The 16,261-nt window shown below is 40.5% G+C and carries 19 protein-coding genes and 1 tRNA gene; 19 read left to right on the top strand and 1 reads right to left on the bottom strand.

Going from position 1 to position 16,261, the window contains the following annotated elements:
- Positions 1-137: 137 nt before the first annotated feature.
- The 19 genes from MHI35_RS12710 to MHI35_RS12625 all read left to right on the top strand — a co-directional run bounded on the left by MHI35_RS12710 (position 138) and on the right by MHI35_RS12625 (position 15,177).
- A complete protein-coding gene (locus MHI35_RS12710; RefSeq protein ID WP_211062916.1) occupies positions 138-1,454 on the top strand; it encodes a CitMHS family transporter in 1,317 nt (438 codons plus the stop codon).
- Between the two features lie 205 nt (positions 1,455-1,659).
- Positions 1,660-1,884: a spore germination transcription factor GerE gene (gene gerE / locus MHI35_RS12705; RefSeq protein ID WP_003184172.1), complete on the top strand. Its 225-nt coding sequence runs from the start codon at positions 1,660-1,662 to the stop codon at positions 1,882-1,884.
- Between the two features lie 148 nt (positions 1,885-2,032).
- The gene (locus tag MHI35_RS12700; protein WP_007501606.1) at positions 2,033-2,473 is read left to right on the top strand and encodes a MarR family winged helix-turn-helix transcriptional regulator; all 441 of its coding nucleotides are present in this window, start codon (positions 2,033-2,035) and stop codon (positions 2,471-2,473) included.
- 7 nt (positions 2,474-2,480) lie between these two features.
- The gene (racE, locus tag MHI35_RS12695) at positions 2,481-3,299 is read left to right on the top strand and encodes a glutamate racemase (RefSeq protein WP_335349002.1); all 819 of its coding nucleotides are present in this window, start codon (positions 2,481-2,483) and stop codon (positions 3,297-3,299) included.
- Between the two features lie 101 nt (positions 3,300-3,400).
- Entirely contained in the window at positions 3,401-4,462 is a 1,062-nt protein-coding gene (locus MHI35_RS12690; protein WP_211062918.1) for a GerMN domain-containing protein, read from the top strand.
- Between the two features lie 151 nt (positions 4,463-4,613).
- Positions 4,614-5,342, top strand: a complete 729-nt coding sequence (gene rph, locus MHI35_RS12685; protein WP_058014504.1) for a ribonuclease PH — start codon at positions 4,614-4,616, stop codon at positions 5,340-5,342.
- Between the two features lie 10 nt (positions 5,343-5,352).
- Complete coding sequence (locus MHI35_RS12680; protein ID WP_186319547.1) at positions 5,353-5,955, top strand: XTP/dITP diphosphatase; 603 nt, start codon at positions 5,353-5,355, stop codon at positions 5,953-5,955.
- A gap of 14 nt (positions 5,956-5,969) precedes the next feature.
- Positions 5,970-6,494, top strand: coding sequence for a metallophosphoesterase (locus MHI35_RS12675; RefSeq protein ID WP_335349003.1), 525 nt, complete (start codon positions 5,970-5,972; stop codon positions 6,492-6,494).
- A 120-nt stretch (positions 6,495-6,614) separates the two neighbouring features.
- Positions 6,615-6,688 (top strand) — tRNA-Arg (locus MHI35_RS12670).
- A 640-nt stretch (positions 6,689-7,328) separates the two neighbouring features.
- Entirely contained in the window at positions 7,329-7,790 is a 462-nt protein-coding gene (locus MHI35_RS12665) for a hypothetical protein (protein WP_144520858.1), read from the top strand.
- A 19-nt stretch (positions 7,791-7,809) separates the two neighbouring features.
- The gene (locus MHI35_RS12660; protein ID WP_335349004.1) at positions 7,810-8,211 is read left to right on the top strand and encodes a DUF1878 family protein; all 402 of its coding nucleotides are present in this window, start codon (positions 7,810-7,812) and stop codon (positions 8,209-8,211) included.
- Between the two features lie 299 nt (positions 8,212-8,510).
- Positions 8,511-8,660 (top strand): DUF4241 domain-containing protein, encoded by a 150-nt coding sequence (locus tag MHI35_RS18905; RefSeq protein WP_366560225.1) that lies wholly within the window; start codon positions 8,511-8,513, stop codon positions 8,658-8,660.
- Between the two features lie 211 nt (positions 8,661-8,871).
- Entirely contained in the window at positions 8,872-10,134 is a 1,263-nt protein-coding gene (locus MHI35_RS12655) for a Kelch repeat-containing protein (protein ID WP_144520852.1), read from the top strand.
- 253 nt (positions 10,135-10,387) lie between these two features.
- The gene (locus tag MHI35_RS12650; RefSeq protein WP_024427820.1) at positions 10,388-10,537 is read left to right on the top strand and encodes a teichoic acid D-Ala incorporation-associated protein DltX; all 150 of its coding nucleotides are present in this window, start codon (positions 10,388-10,390) and stop codon (positions 10,535-10,537) included.
- A gap of 14 nt (positions 10,538-10,551) precedes the next feature.
- Positions 10,552-12,057, top strand: a complete 1,506-nt coding sequence (gene dltA / locus MHI35_RS12645) for a D-alanine--poly(phosphoribitol) ligase subunit DltA (RefSeq protein WP_211062922.1) — start codon at positions 10,552-10,554, stop codon at positions 12,055-12,057.
- A complete protein-coding gene (gene dltB / locus MHI35_RS12640) occupies positions 12,054-13,238 on the top strand; it encodes a D-alanyl-lipoteichoic acid biosynthesis protein DltB (protein ID WP_144520848.1) in 1,185 nt (394 codons plus the stop codon). Before dltA ends, dltB begins: the two co-directional genes overlap by 4 nt.
- 21 nt (positions 13,239-13,259) lie before the next feature.
- The gene (dltC, locus tag MHI35_RS12635; RefSeq protein ID WP_003216498.1) at positions 13,260-13,496 is read left to right on the top strand and encodes a D-alanine--poly(phosphoribitol) ligase subunit 2; all 237 of its coding nucleotides are present in this window, start codon (positions 13,260-13,262) and stop codon (positions 13,494-13,496) included.
- The gene (gene dltD, locus MHI35_RS12630; protein ID WP_211062923.1) at positions 13,496-14,662 is read left to right on the top strand and encodes a D-alanyl-lipoteichoic acid biosynthesis protein DltD; all 1,167 of its coding nucleotides are present in this window, start codon (positions 13,496-13,498) and stop codon (positions 14,660-14,662) included. The genes dltC and dltD overlap by 1 nt, the downstream gene beginning before the upstream one ends.
- Before the next feature lie 95 nt (positions 14,663-14,757).
- A complete protein-coding gene (locus tag MHI35_RS12625; protein ID WP_211062924.1) occupies positions 14,758-15,177 on the top strand; it encodes a YkvA family protein in 420 nt (139 codons plus the stop codon).
- A gap of 32 nt (positions 15,178-15,209) precedes the next feature.
- Here MHI35_RS12625 and MHI35_RS12620 read toward each other — a convergent pair whose 3' ends face one another.
- Entirely contained in the window at positions 15,210-16,253 is a 1,044-nt protein-coding gene (locus MHI35_RS12620) for a lactonase family protein (RefSeq protein ID WP_211062925.1), read from the bottom strand.
- Positions 16,254-16,261: the final 8 nt, after the last annotated feature.

Below are 16,261 nucleotides of genomic sequence, written 5' to 3'. Positions count from 1 at the left end.
TAGAATATACGAAAAAATCAATATTTTCATTATGAAAAAAGCTATTATATCCTTGAAATAGAAAGCGCTAACATTCAGGTCACAAGTGCAAAGGGGCGCTTGTTGATCGTGTAAAGAAGAGGATGGAGGGATATATAGTGCTAGCTATTTTAGGGCTCTTAATGGTCGTGACTTTTACATTTCTTATTATGACAAAACGAATGCATCCGGTGGTGGCGTTAACCGTTGTACCGATCATCTTTGCATTGATTGGTGGGTTTTACAGTGGATTAGGGGATATGATGCTAGATGGACTCAAAACGGTTGCACCGTCTGCCGCTTTATTGCTATTTGCGATTTTATTCTTCGGTGTCATGCTGGATGCAGGGCTGTTTGATCCACTGATTAAACTCATTTTACGTCTTGTGAAAGGAGATCCTGTCAAAATTGCGTTTGGGGTAGCGATTTTGTCTATGCTTGTTGCATTAGATGGTGATGGGACGACAACATACATGATAACCGTGTCCGCCTTACTGCCGCTTTTCTTAAGAATTGGGATGAACCCGCTGATTTTAGGAACAATTTCATTATTATCATTAGGGATTATGAGCGGTATGACCCCATGGGGTGGTCCAGCTACTCGAGCAATTGCTGCGCTCGGCTTGGATGCAGCTGAATTTTTTATTCCATTAATTCCAACGATGGTAGCTGGCGGTCTATTCATTCTTTTTACTGCCTATGTTCTTGGGAAAAAAGAGCGGAAGCGAATTGGTGTTGCAGAGATTCAGTATAAAGAAGAGTTTCAGATCTCCCCTGAGCTGGCAGCGTCAATCGAAGATGGCGTAGAAGACATAAAGAGACCAAACCTCATTTGGGTGAACTTCTTCTTGACGATGGCGGTCATGGCGACACTTGTGTTAGATATCGTACCGATTCCAGTTCTCTTTCTCATTGGGTTTGTCATCGCGCTCATGATCAACTATCCAAAGGTTGAAGATCAGCGCGAGAGAATTTTATCGCATGCCGGAAATGCCTTAACGGTCATTACCCTTGTGTTTGCAGCTGGAATTTTCACAGGCATTTTTTCAGGGACAAAAATGGTGGAGTCTATTGCTAACTTGGTCATCTACATGATTCCGGATTCCTACAGCTCATTCTTTCCACTCATAGTCGCTTTAACGAGTATGCCATTTACTTTTGTTCTTTCAAATGATGCTTATTATTTCGGGGTGTTGCCAATTTTGGCTGAAGCCGGCGCTGCATACGGGATTGATCCGGTGGAAATTGCGCGCGCGTCTATTATAGGACAGCCTGTCCACTTGCTAAGCCCTCTTGTGGCTTCAACGCTTCTTCTTGTCAGTATGCTGAACAAAGATATTGGCGATTTGCAAAGGTACGCCCTGCTATGGACCGTGTTAACTGCCCTTTTTACAACATTGATCGCTTTGTTAACAGGTGCCATTTCTATCTTTTAAATACGTGTATAAAAAGGACGATGTCTCGGTTAAGAGGCTCGTCCTTTTTTGTGCGAATAAAAGCGCACAAAATGGACGCTCATATGCGGGAATTCTCGATTTTAACGTCACCTACCTCGGGCAACCGGCATATGATATCTCGACTATACAGAATCCCATTCTATAGAGACTAGAGCTCTCACCTTAGCAAGGAGGGTTACAATACTTGAAGGAGAAAGAGTTTCAATCCAAGCCGCTATTAACCAAAAGAGAAAGAGAAGTATTCGAATTGCTCGTCCAAGATAAAACAACAAAAGAAATTGCAAGCGAGCTTTTTATTAGCGAAAAGACTGTTCGGAACCACATTTCGAATGCCATGCAAAAGCTAGGAGTCAAAGGTCGTTCACAGGCCGTAGTCGAGCTTCTGCGTATGGGTGAGCTAGAGCTCTAAAGTCAGCCGGTTTTCCTTCCACACTAGGAAGGAACCGGTTATTTCTATATGGTTCCATGAGTCTCTTCTTGCATTTTCTCTGAAAAACGAGGAAAATAGGAATGTACGTTTTAATTAAAGTGAGATGCTATAGTGAGGTATCAATGAAATGGAAACGAATGAGTCTGGCCATGTAGCAGAGATTGAAAAATCATTGCGCCATATTGCGGCAATTATTAAGCAAAAAGGCAGAGAAATCCTGAATCAATATACGATTACACCTCCTCAATTTGTAGGGCTTCAGTGGCTTTATGAATTCGGAGATATGACAATAGGTGAGCTATCACAAAAGATGTATTTGGCTTGCAGTACAACCACCGACTTAATTGATCGAATGGAAAAAAGTGAACTTGTCGAACGAGTAAAAGATCCTTCTGACCGCCGCGTGGTTCGCATTCATTTATTGCCTGAAGGCGAGCGGATCATTCAAGAAGTGATTGTTAAACGCCAAGAATACGTCAGTGAACTTCTAGGGGCTTTCTCAGAAGAAGAAGCCATCGTTTTCAATCAATCCTTAACGAAACTACAGCAGCAAATGAAAAGAAAATGAGGCGATTTTGTTGGATCAACCAATCGGCGTCATTGATTCCGGCGTCGGCGGTTTAACCGTTGCAAAGGAAATCATGAGACAACTGCCAAAAGAAAAAATCATTTACGTAGGCGATACAAAACGGTGCCCGTATGGTCCGCGGAAAGAAGAAGAGGTTCTTCAATATACTTGGGAAATGGCACACTACTTATTAAGACATCACCATATTAAAATGCTCGTCATCGCATGCAACACAGCGACGGCGATCGCACTAGATGAAATCAAAGCAACGCTTGATATTCCGGTCATTGGCGTGATTCAGCCAGGTGCTCGCACAGCCATCAAGGTGACAACCAATCAGCAAATTGGTGTCATTGGTACAGCCAATACGATCAAAAGCGAGGCATACAAAGAAGCTTTGCTATCCCTAAAAGCAGGACTAGCGGTTCAAAGTTTGGCATGTCCGCTGCTTGTCCCATTTGTGGAAAGCGGTACATTTTTAGATCAGACAGCAGATGAAGTGGTGAAAGATTCCCTTGAACCGATGAAAGAAACAGGAATTGATACACTCATTCTTGGCTGCACGCACTATCCGATTTTAAAAGAGTCAATTCAGCGCTTTATGGGCAGTGATGTGCGCATCATTTCATCAGGGGATGAGACAGCTAGAGAAGCGAGTACAATTCTTTCCTATAAAGGACTGTTAAACACTTCTCAAGAAGCGCCTGTTCATACATTTTATACAACAGGCCAACAGCGAAATTTTGAAAACATCGCTCGTGACTGGTTTGGCTACCTTCCAGGGAAGGTCGAAACCGTATCACTCGAACGCGTCTATCAGCAATAACCCGCTTCTTCTTGAGGTGGGTTATTTTTTTGTGAAAAGGGTCTAATCCGCAGAGGGAGCTCGTATACATAGTAGTACAAACTACTAGAGGAGGGTGAAGTATGCTGAAAAAAGGATCTACAGCAGCTGTGACGTGTATCGCGTCAGCCATGCTTTTGTCAGGATGCGGATTGTTTCAAACAGACCAAGCGAAAACAGAGATTGACCCGCCACAAAACGTCACATATGTGAAAGATAATAAAGAAGATAAACAAACAGCCAAACAAGGAAAAGAAGAGAAGAAGGCAGATACAGTCATGAGAGAATTATATTTAATTGATAAAAACGGGTATGTCGTCTCTCAATCCATTCCACTACCGAAAAATGAAGGAAGTGCAAAACAAACCCTTGAATATCTCGTGGACGGAGGACCGATTTCGAACCTCATGCCAAATGGATTCAGGGCTGTTTTGCCGGCCGACACGAACGTATCTGTCGACATTAAAGACGGAACGGCCGTAGTGGATTTTTCAAATGAATTCAAAAACTATAAAAAAGAAGACGAACAACGCATCCTGCAATCTGTCACTTGGACGTTAACACAGTTTGATTCTGTCGCCAAAGTCAAATTGAAAATGAATGGTCATGAACTAAAAGAAATGCCTGTGAATGGTACACCGATTTCAGATGATTTAAGCAGAGAAGACGGGATAAATATTCAGCACGAGGCTGCCGCTGATATGACATCAACAAAGCCAGTGACGGTTTATTACTTAGCTGAATCTGATGAACAGACGTATTATGTTCCTGTGACCAAAAGGGCGCCAAAAGACGAGGATGATCAAATTACAGCAGCCATTGATGAGCTCGTCTCTGGACCAAGCAAAAAAAGCCATTTGCTCACAGACTTTGATCAAGATGTCAAGCTGAATGATATCCCGAAAGTAAAAGACGGACATGTGACACTTGATTTCAACGAATCCATTTTCGGCAGCGCGGATGAAAAGAAAAAGGTGATTTCACAAAAAGTTCTTGATAGCATTGTGCTCACATTAACAGAGCTACCGGACGTCAAAAGCGTATCCGTTAAGGTAAACGGCAAGGCTGAACTTGTGAACGAAAAAGGAACAGAGCTGACAAAGCCAGTTTCAAGACCAGAACAAGTGAATACAGGTAGTTTTTAACGGCACACATTGATATAATGGAGAAAAAGAGGCATGCATATTCGCTGCCTCTTTTTTATTCCAAGCGATTAGAACGAGCCGAGGTTGTCAAAGTTAGTAGAAGAACCCCGCTGGCATACGCGCGGAATGTATATTGTAACGGAGGTAAATCATGAGATTAGATGAAAGACACTATGACGAATTAAGAAAAATTGAAATAGAGGCAGGCTACATTACGCATCCAGAAGGCTCTGTCTTAATCTCAGCGGGCAATACGAAGGTGATTTGTAACGCATCCATCGAAGACCGCGTACCTCCTTTTTTAAGAGGAGAAGGAAAAGGCTGGATTACAGCAGAATATAGCATGCTTCCAAGAGCCACCGCTCAAAGAACCATTAGAGAATCATCTAAAGGCAAAGTGACAGGACGTACAATGGAAATTCAGCGATTAATTGGACGAGCACTCCGTGCAGTCGTTGACTTAGAAAAGCTTGGCGAACGCACGATTTGGATTGACTGTGATGTCATTCAAGCAGACGGCGGCACACGCACAGCATCCATTACAGGTGCTTTTGTTGCCATGACGCTTGCGATTCAAAAGCTCCGAGCAGAAGGTGTCATCAAACAAAACCCGATCACTGATTATTTAGCGGCAATATCCGTCGGAATTGATTCTCAGCAAGGTCTTCTGTTAGATTTAAATTATGAAGAAGATTCTTCAGCTGAAGTAGATATGAATGTCATCATGACAGGCGCTGGACGTTTTGTTGAACTTCAAGGCACAGGCGAAGAAGCGACATTCTCAAGAGAACAGCTAAACGGACTGCTTGATTTAGCCGAAAAGGGCATCAAAGAACTAATTGAAAAGCAAAAAGCAGTGACAGGAGAAGTCATCGAATAAAAAGAAGGGTTTGATCAGGATGAAAACAGCCATCATTGCAACGCACAATGCGGGCAAAGCGAAAGAATTCAAAGCCATTCTTGAGCCAAAAGGATTCACGGTCAAAACACTAGCAGACATCGGCTTTACTGAAGAAATTGAAGAAACAGGACATACTTTCGAAGAAAATGCCGTCATCAAAGCCGAGGCGATTCAAGCCAAAGCGGGTGAAATGGTCATTGCAGACGATTCCGGTTTATCGATTGATTATCTTGGCGGAAAACCTGGCGTCTATTCAGCGAGATACGCTGGAGAGCATAAAAATGATGCTGAGAATGTAGAAAAAGTGCTGAGCGAACTTCAAGGCATTGAAAAAGAAGACCGTACAGCTAGGTTCAGATGTGCCTTGGCTGTCAGCATACCAGGCAAAGAAACAAAAACGGTAGAAGGATCAGTAGAAGGCTTTATCGCAGAGGAACCAATCGGCGAAAATGGCTTCGGATATGACCCGATTTTCATCGTCAAAGACAAAGACCAGACGATGGCCGAATTATCACCAGAGGAGAAAAACAAGATCAGCCATCGAGCGGTCGCGCTTCAAAAGCTTTCATCACTGCTAGACGCAAATGAATAAGGGGGAATGAAGCCATGAAGATACTCATCATTAGTGATAGTCATGGACTCACAGACGAACTTCAAACGATTGCCAAACGGCACGCGGATGAAGTCGGCATGATGATTCACTGCGGAGATTCAGAACTCGAAACGAACCACCCAGCACTCGAAGGATACAAAGTCGTCAAAGGAAATTGTGACTTTATGGGCGATTTTGAAGAAGAGCTCCTGCTCCCACTGGATGGAGGCGGAAAACTATTTCTTACTCACGGACATCTGCATGGCATCAAACAATCCTTGCTTCAAGTCTACTACCGTGCAGAAGAGCTAGGCGCAGACATCATCTGCTTTGGTCACTCACACATCCCAGGCAGTGAGCTGCTAAGAGGAAAACTGCTCATTAACCCAGGCAGCGTGCACCTGCCAAGAGTGCGCAAAGAGCGCAGCTATGCTATACTGACTCTAGATGGAAGTGAAGCGAACGTACAGTTTTTCACAGACGAAGGTGAGGCCATACAAGACCTCGAAAACACTGTCACATTGGAAGGTATTTCATAAGGGTGCAGCATGTGCCCCTTATGAAAAAACTTTCGAAAAACCATTGACTTTAAAGAACAATAGTAATATAATAAATATTGTCGCTGAGGTAATACACAATAGCACACTACATAACAACATGTCCCAGTAGCTCAGCTGGATAGAGCAACGCCCTTCTAAGGCGTCGGTCGGGAGTTCGAATCTCTCCTGGGACGTATATGATTTAAAACTGTTAAAAGCCAGAAACGTTGATAAGACAATGTTTCTGGCTTTTTTTATTTTTTTCTCTATTGTTTGGACAAAGAAGGCCATATAGGTGTTAACTATTTTAGCGATCTTTTATGACTTCAGTAACTGATGCATTGGAAGAAGCATGAGTCTCTACGTTTACATAGATAGAATATTTCATACTATTGTCTAGCCAAACGTCGGTACTCTCAGATTTATTGCCTTTTGATCCGCCAACATAAAATCTTTGTACTGAATTAAAGGGTGAAGCATTTCTTCTAACTTCACATGAAGTATCTATATTATCTTTAGACGTACTTCTAGAATAAGTACATGTGAATTTCATATTCTTATCAAAAACCCTTCCATTGGAAGAGTTTTTAATTAAATCTCTTTTCTTTTAGATTCATACCCCTTATGAGAGACATAAAAAGTAGTATGAATAATAGATTATTTAATTTAACAAAAAGAGTCATAAAGATTATCTTTTGTTAAATAAATAAGGATTTAAATACCAATTTTATTCAAAAATAAGAAAAAGTGTATAAAATATTTCCTTTATTTGTTAATATTGTTTATAGGCCAATAAACTCTTGCGGATGCATCTGCTTTTTAGGAGAATTTTAAATGAAAAAACAAATGATTGCAGGAACACTAGCATTGACTACTTTATTTTCAATTGTAGCCCCAGTTTCTACGTATGCAGCAGAGAACAAAAAAGCAAAAAATCTAGTCAAAGTTGAATTGCAGAGTACCGTTCTACAAAATGCTACAGTTCAAAATGAATTAACGAATCAAATTAATAATACTGTGGCAAATGATCCTACACTAAGTACAAAAGGATTGAAAAAAGACGGTTTAGTCTATGCATTAAGGAATGGCGGCAAACTATTAGGAGATCTTCTGGGGATTTTGAGTAAGAAAAATGCAGATTATGTTAAAAAGCATTCCAAACAAATTGCCGATTTTCTTGACAGTGTTTCAAACAGTATTGAAGCAAACTTAATTAATTACATGATCTTTGAATTGGGGATACCAGCATCTTCTGCTCGGTCAATTGCATGGGCGATTATGTTCGTTATTGCATAATTAACAAGGAAGTGACACGATGAATTTAGAAAGAGAGATAGAACTCCTCAAGTATCAAAATTATTTGCTTAAGACAATCATTGACGGAGATGATCATCCATTTTTCATGTTTGCTTTGGATCATAATTTGAGAAAAGAGCAAGTAGATGCTATCGTTGAAATTTTGGGGATTTTCTCTAATCGTTTAAATGGGGATGAAGAGTCTCTGGAAATCAAGAAAACATCCACAAATGAAAAATTGAAAGCGGTTGGGATTTCTGTTGAGGAAGTCATGAAAAACGAAGTACCGACAAGAAAAGAATTTGATCATTATAAGGAGAAAATATTTTCTTCTGATATCGAAACCAAATACTTATTAATGAGCCTTCAAAGACAGCATATTCAGCCAACTGTATGTGAGTTCTTACTGAAAAATAATTAACTTACTGCTAGCCTCTTCACTAGATGAAGAGGCTTTTTATTGAAATCTTTGAGGGGATTTCAGAATTGTAGAGTAGAAGGGAAAAGATGAAGCTTGTCTTTTTAAAGATTTTTTATTCACGGATTAAAAGGGAACAGAGAAAAATACATAATCCCAAATGCCTCGGAAAAATAATGAAAGGAATGATCCCTTGTATAACATCGAACCAACAAACTTCATTTTTGAAAAGGGAGAGAACAAAAGCAGTTCTGAAGGTGATCAATTATTTGCGAGGCACTTGAGCAAAACTACAAGCACACATGGGACTGGCTCGTCACCCGTTTCATGACAAGGTAGAAATTGCCATGTTTACAACCGGCTTCGGTAACGGGATGTATCCAGGCTTTTGGGGGCTGGATGAAAACGTGGAACTTGTTTGCTTTGTGACGGATTTTTTGATAATGGACTGAGAAGAAACTCATGAATCATGGGTTTTTTTGATGGAGGAATAGAAGAAAATGAAATGATTCTAATGCGGAAGTCTGATTTTAGAAATTTATAGACGCATTGGGGAAACAGTAAGTAAATAAATAATAAATATATATTAAGTAACAAAAACATGAAAAAATAAATAACTATCCGATATTTGTTATGTAAACAAATTGAAGGAGTGTGGTTATCTTGAAAAAATGGCTTTTTATCTTCATTTTATTATTTTCTGCATTAAGTTATCCATTACAATCAATAAAAGCAGAAACGCTTGAATGGGAAAAACGAGAAGAGCTTCCAGATGCAAGAGTAGGAGCTGTAAGTGAAGTATATGATGGGAAAATCTATGTAATAGGTGGAACAGGTCCAAGTAAGGCATATTCTAATACTACTTATGTATATGATCCGAAGTTGGATAAATGGTCAGAAAAAGCTGGTATGAAGACAGGCCGCATGGGTGCTGCCAGTGTAATTGTCGATGATCGTATATATGTAATGGGGGGGAGAACAGAACAAGGATTAACAAATAGCGTAGAAGTTTATAATATCAAAATGGATACTTGGGAAGATTCAGTAGAGCTTCCGTTTGAAAGAAAGGTATCTGCTTACAATTTATATGCAGGTGCCATGGATGGGAAGATCTATGTAGTTGGATACGATAGTGCATTAAAGGCAGATAGATACAACAATACCTATAGTTATGATTTGAAAACAAAAGAATGGACCAAAAAGAAAAAATTTGGTTTTACTGCCACTGCTGGAAATGCAGTGGTTGTGAAGAATAAACTTTACATCTTAACTGGTTCAGAGTTATTAGGAACAAAGATTTTTGAATATGATCCTCTGGTAGATCAATGGAAAGGAATCGGTGGAGGAGCCATTGCTCCTTATTATTCTGCAGTCATGTATGAAAACTATATTATAAGAACAGGTGGAATTTCTAGAGTTACACTCATCGATATTGAAACTCAGAAATCGAATACTATACCCAACACTTCTGCACCTTATCGAATGGGACATGTATCAGCACTTGTTGATGATACACTCTATGTAATTGGAGGAGTTGAACAAAGTTCAAGTGCCCCTACTAACGCTAGAGCAAATTTCAAATCTAATTTATCTATCTCTTTAAAGAGTCTTAAAAACACTGAAACCGAAACCCCAGGCGACAAAGACTCAGAACCGACAACACCGCCTAAAGACGATGCAACAAATGAAGACGGCGATGCCCTTCTCATCATCACAATGGTCAATGGCTTACAGAAAGAGTATGACCTTTCAATGAAAGAAGTCAACGCATTCCTCTCTTGGTACAAAAAGCGCGATTCCGGAGAAGGACCAGGGTTTTATGAGATTGATGAACATGACAACAATAAAGGTCCCTTTGAAAGTAAGAAGGATTATGTGGTGTTCAAAAACATTCTCATGTTCGAAATCAATAAATATAAGAAGTAATCGAAATCAAAGCCATCTAGGCAAACTAGGTGGCTTTTGCGTTTATTCGACAGCTTTCAGCAATTTTAAGGCAAATTTAAGATCGAATTTCATTTCAAATACATTAAATCTTTGTTACAATAAGACAGCTTTGCCTAGAGACAGGTTTATCGATTCGACATCTTTTTTCATGATTTCTTAAAATTTTTATGTTTTGACATGAAACTCTTTTAATGATTCATGCGTCTCTATAAGTGTCAAAAGAAAAGAGGTTATCAATATGCTATTCAAAAAGCTATCAGAAAATAAGTCTGTAAAATGGATAGGATATACAAGCTTTTACTTACTTATTTTGCTATTATTGTTCTTTATTTACGGATTCCATACAGCAAATACGGGATCATTCATTTACAACGATTTTTAATTGGAGATTAAACTATGAAACTATTACACACGATTCATGAATACCAACAAACGAAACCAACACAGCCAGCATTTGTTTCTCAACATGCTTCGATCACATATGATGAGCTTTGGCAATTATCAGACCAAATGGCTGGTGCGATCGATGCTGTCGCAACTGGCAGTGAACCTGTCATTGTATATGGTCATATGGAGCCAGAGATGCTGATTTCTTTCTTAGGCAGTGTGAAATCAGGTAGGCCATACATTCCGGTCGACATTTCAATCCCTGCAGAGCGCATCGTCTCAATTATTGAAAGCTCAAAAGCCAGTCTGTTGATTTGTGCAAATGAGCAGAATGTACTAGATGTCGAAGAGCACATTGAAGTGAAAAGTGCGGCATCGCTTTTAGCTCTTGAAAAAGAAGCACCGCCATCCTCGCAGTGGGTTCAACAAGGTGATGTTTTTTACATCATTTATACGTCTGGCAGTACCGGAAAACCGAAAGGCGTTCAGGTAACAGCCAATAATTTAGAAAGCTTTACAGAATGGATGTGCCGAGACTTTCCAATTGGCGAGGGACGCACGTTCTTAAATCAAGCACCATTTTCTTTTGACTTATCAGTGATGGATTTGTATCCAGCGCTTCAATCAGGCGGCACGCTATACTGTTTAGTAAAAGACCTAGTGAATAAGCCGAAGGATATGTTTGCAGCACTTGGTCAATCTGACGTTGAAGTGTGGACATCAACACCTTCCTTTGTGCAAATGTGCTTGATGGACCCTTCCTTTACAGGAGAGCTTTTACCAGAGCTGAAAGTCTTCTTGTTCTGCGGAGAGGCACTTCCTGTATCTGTAGCAAGTGCACTCCTTGAGCGTTTTCCAAAGGCGCAGGTCTTTAATACGTATGGTCCGACTGAAGCAACTGTTGCGATCACATCGATTGAAGTCACGCAGGCCATTGTTGATCAGCACGATTCTTTACCAGTCGGCTATGCGAAACCGGATACAGATATCGTCATTTTAGATGAAGAAGGTAAGAACCTTCCGGATGGTGAAAAAGGAGAAATTGTCATCGTGGGGCCAAGCGTCACGAGAGGCTACTTAGGTGAACAAGCCTTAACGGATAAAGTGTTCTTTGAATACGAAGGGCGCCCTGCTTATCGCACAGGTGATGCAGGTGTGGCGCAGGATGGTTTGATTACGTGCCACGGTCGTCTGGACTATCAAATTAAGCTGCACGGATACCGGATGGAGCTTGAAGAAATTGAATATCATGTGAGCGAGACAACGCATGTCAATGCTTGTGTGATTGTGCCGTTCCAGCCTAACGGTCATGTGGAGTACTTGATTGCAGCCATTGTTCCAGCAGTGCATTCTTTTGAAAAAGAATATCAGCTGACAAGTGCAATTAAGAAAGAAATGGCGGATTCACTGCCTGCGTACATGATTCCAAGAAAGTTTGTCTATCTTGAGCAGCTATACATGACGCCAAACGGGAAGGTTGACCGTAAAAGAATCGCGAAAGAGGTTCTTCTATGATTCCGTTTAGTTCATTCTTTTTCTTCATTCTAATTGGTGTTCTTCTTTTGCCGACGATCATACTTGGACTGCGCGGCAAACGAATGCAGGGCTACAACATGTTTGCAACGGTTGTGGCACTTGCTCTTATTTTCTCAAAGGATGCACATGGCGCACTGCTACTCTTCTTGTTTACAGTGTGGCAAGTCTTGATCATCCGCCTGTACCTTTCGTACCGGTTGAAAGCGAACAGGGCGTCTGTCTTCTATATGGCAGTGGTGGCATCGATTTTGCCACTTGTACTCTCAAAGGTTTTACCGTTCTTTTTAACTCATCAGCCACATCAACCGCCGCCAATGAACTGGCTGAGCTTTTTAGGGATCTCGTACTTAACATTTAAAGGTGTTCAGTTAGTTATCGAGACAAGAGATGGCTTGATTAAGAAGAAAATTCCGATTCACCGTTTGGTCTATTTCATTGTCTTTTTTCCGACGATTTCATCAGGTCCGATTGATCGTTACCGCCGGTTTGAAAAGGATATGGATACACCGCCTGAAAAGGAAGCGTACAGTGATCTTCTATACGCCGGTATTCATAAAATTTTTATCGGCTTCTTATATAAGTTCATTATTGGTTATCTAATTCACACGTATATTCTGATGAATATTCATCACATTAGCAGCAGTCACTTTGTTCAACAGTTAACGTATATGTATGCGTACAGTATGTATTTGTTCTTTGACTTTGCTGGTTATACAGCATTCGCTGTTGGTGTGAGTTATATCATGGGCATCAAATCACCAGAAAACTTTAACAAACCGTTTATAAGCCGGAATATTAAAGACTTCTGGAATCGCTGGCACATGTCCCTGTCCTTCTGGTTCAGAGACTACGTGTTTATGAGATTTGTGTTCTTTATGACAAAAAAGAAGTGGATCAAGAACCGTATGGCTGTATCAAATATTGGGTACTTTGTCCTCTTTCTATTGATGGGTGCTTGGCATGGTCTCGCCCTTCAATATATTATTTACGGACTATATCACGCAGTTGTGATGTCCGGTTACAATCTATTTGAGAAATGGAATAAAAAACACAAGTGGTGGCCGGATAACAAGGTCACAATGGTTGTGTCGATCATTATTACATTCCATGTGATTTGTTTCGGATTTTATATTTTTTCAGGAAAACCATTTCATCATTAATTATTAAGGGAGTAGAAAATTATGGAATTTAAAAATCAAGTATACGGTATTATTGCAGAGGTTTGTCAGGACGACGTTGTGAAAGAAAATCCAGAGATTGCAATTTTTGACGAAGGTCTTCTAGATTCATTTGGTACAGTAGAACTGCTTATGGCAATCGAAAGTCAACTTGGAATTACTGTTCCGATTACAGAATTTGATCGTGATGTGTGGGATACACCGAATCACATTGCTGAGCAGCTGGCAGAGATGAAGTAATGAAAAAGCGTTTTTTTGGGCCGCTTATTTTAGCGGCTGTTCTATTCATTGGTGTTCTTCTTGTACCAAATGCATGGCTCTCACATCTGATCCCAAAAGACAAATTACAAAAGTCAGCCACAGAATTAGATCCGGGGATGTTCCAAGGGCTATATTTACAAGATGAAATGCTAAAAGATCCAACTTATTTGCCGATCTATGGATCTTCTGAACTATCACGTTTTGATCCATATCACCCTTCGAATTTCTTTCATGAGAATCCTCAAGGGTTTACACCTTATCTTATTGGAAAAGGTGGATCTCAATCATTAATTCATGCGATGAACTTTGCTGCTCATATGGATGAATTAAAAGGGAAGAAGCTTGTATTTATCGTGTCCCCGCAGTGGTTTGTAAAGTGGGGATCAGACGAGAATCACTTTGCACCGAACTATTCAGCGCTTCAAGCACTGAATCTCGCTTATAATAAAGAAATTGATCCAACTGTGAAAAAAGAACTGATTAAGAGAATCATGACGTTTAAAGCAGTAAAGAACGACATGGTCATCACAGAGCTTTTTAAAGCAGAGCTTTCTGGGAACAAATTCGCTTATGGCGCGATTTCCCCTATTGCCAAAATGTATTATGGCATGCTTCAAAAGAAAGACATGTACTATACAATTGGATCGGGGCATGAACGTAACCTTAAACCGTCTCCTTCAGTCAAAGGAAAAACATGGACTGAGCTTGAAAAAGAAGCAAGTGTCTTAGGTGCGAAAAAAGCAGGGGATAACCCGTTTTATATTAATCAAAAACTGTTTGAGCGTAAGCTGAAACCGATTATGAAAAAGATGAAGGATTCTCGTGAAGACCACTCTTATGCGGAATCACCAGAATACAAAGATTTTCAAATCATGCTGGATATTTTAAAGCAGGCAGGGGCAAAGCCTTTGTTTGTGACGATTCCTGTCAACGGAAAATGGTATGATTATACCGGTTTTCCAAAAGAGGGACGTACAGAGTATTATGAGAAAATCAATCGTCAAATACGCAATAACGGGTATGAAGTCGCAGATTTGACTAAGCATGAGTACGATCCTTACTTCTTTAAAGATACGATTCACGTGTCTTATAAAGGATGGGTGTACATCGATAAGGCAATCGAAAAGTTTTACAAAGAGCAGTAGAATGCAGCAGCTTTCTGCTGCTTTTTGTTTGTCGAATCGGAGGATATCTTGTATAAAGAAGGGAAAAGGGCTATGCTGTAAATGGAGGCGATATGATGAATCATTCTGAGAAAAAAGAACTATTAAAGCGTTCGAAAAAGTATTTTAATGATCATGCCTTTTGGGAAAAGTTAAAAAAGACGGCACAAAAAGCGGGTGTCTCTCTTGTCTATGCTGTGCTATTACTTTACTATACATTGCAAAAACCTGAAGTACCTGTCAAAGCGAAGACCCTTATTATTGGGGCGCTCGGATACTTTATCCTTCCAATTGACCTTATTCCTGATACATTAATTGGTGTCGGCTATACAGATGATTTAGGAGCGATCACATTTGCTCTGCTCCAAGTAGCGATGTACATTGATGATGATGTGAAAGGAAAAGCGAAGGACAGGCTGTCAAAATGGTTCGGTGAAAAAACCGATACGTCTCTGATTGATCAAAAGCTTGAAGATGGCGGGATGCCGTCTGCATAAAGAAAAGCCTCCACAGTGGGAGGCTTTTTTCATTATCCTAAAAATTTCACGCAAACTGGATGAGGCACTGAGATGTCTGATTGTAAGACAGTGAGTCTTCCTGTTTCTTTGTCGCGTTTGTATAACACTAGATTGCTAGATTCTTGGTTTGAACCGACGAGGAATTCTTCAGTTGGATCAAGCACAAAGTCTCTAGGCCAGTTTCCTTCAGAAGAAGCAATCTCGACAAGACTTAATTGACCGTCAGCATCTGCTTTAAAAATCGCAATGCTGTCATGTCCACGATTTCCTGCATAAACAAATTGGCCGTCTGAAGAGACATGGATGGCACTGCCTTGATTGTTCTCTGTAAAGTCATTTGGAATGGTTGCGATCGTTTGGATCTCTTCGAAATGACCATCTTCAAAGTAACGAAGCACAATTACCTCTGAGCTTAGCTCTGTCATCACATATGCCACAGGTTTCGTTGGATGGAATGTGATATGGCGAGGCCCGGTGCCTGGTTTTGTTTCAAATGTATGAGCTAGTTCAAGTTTGTCGTCTTCTTTCTTATACGTATAAATGCCATCTGTCCCAAGGTCAACAGCTACTGCAAATTGTTCATCTGGTGTCAGACCCATAAAGTGAGTGTGCGGTTTCTCCTGACGATCTTCGTTAGGGCCAGTCCCTTCATGCTGCGCCTGTGACAGCGTGCGGATCACTGAGCCATTTTCAGCATCGATTTCATACATCTCCGCTGTTCCTTTATGATAGTTTGCTGTAAAAGCTGTTTTTGTTTGACTGTCCACGCTGACGTGACAAGGAGAAGCGCCTTCGGCAAGTTCTTGGTTGATGAAACGAAGTGTGCCGGTTTCAGCATCGATTTGATAAGCAGCCACGCCGCCCTGTGATCCTTCTTTCACCACAGCATACACGAACTTTTGAGAATCTGAGACGGTTAAATATGTAGGATTTTCAAGTTCAGCAGCTACTTCTACTTGCTCAATCTGCTGCTTGTCCGTATTTAATGTAAAAGTATAAATGCCTTTACTGTCTCCCTTTGTATACGTTCCGATATAACCTCTGATGTTAGCCATGTATTGCC

This window comes from Bacillus sp. FSL K6-3459 (genome assembly GCF_038003305.1).
Classification (GTDB): domain Bacteria; phylum Bacillota; class Bacilli; order Bacillales; family Bacillaceae; genus Bacillus; species Bacillus pumilus_O.
This window is presented reverse-complemented; position numbering and strand designations above follow the sequence as displayed.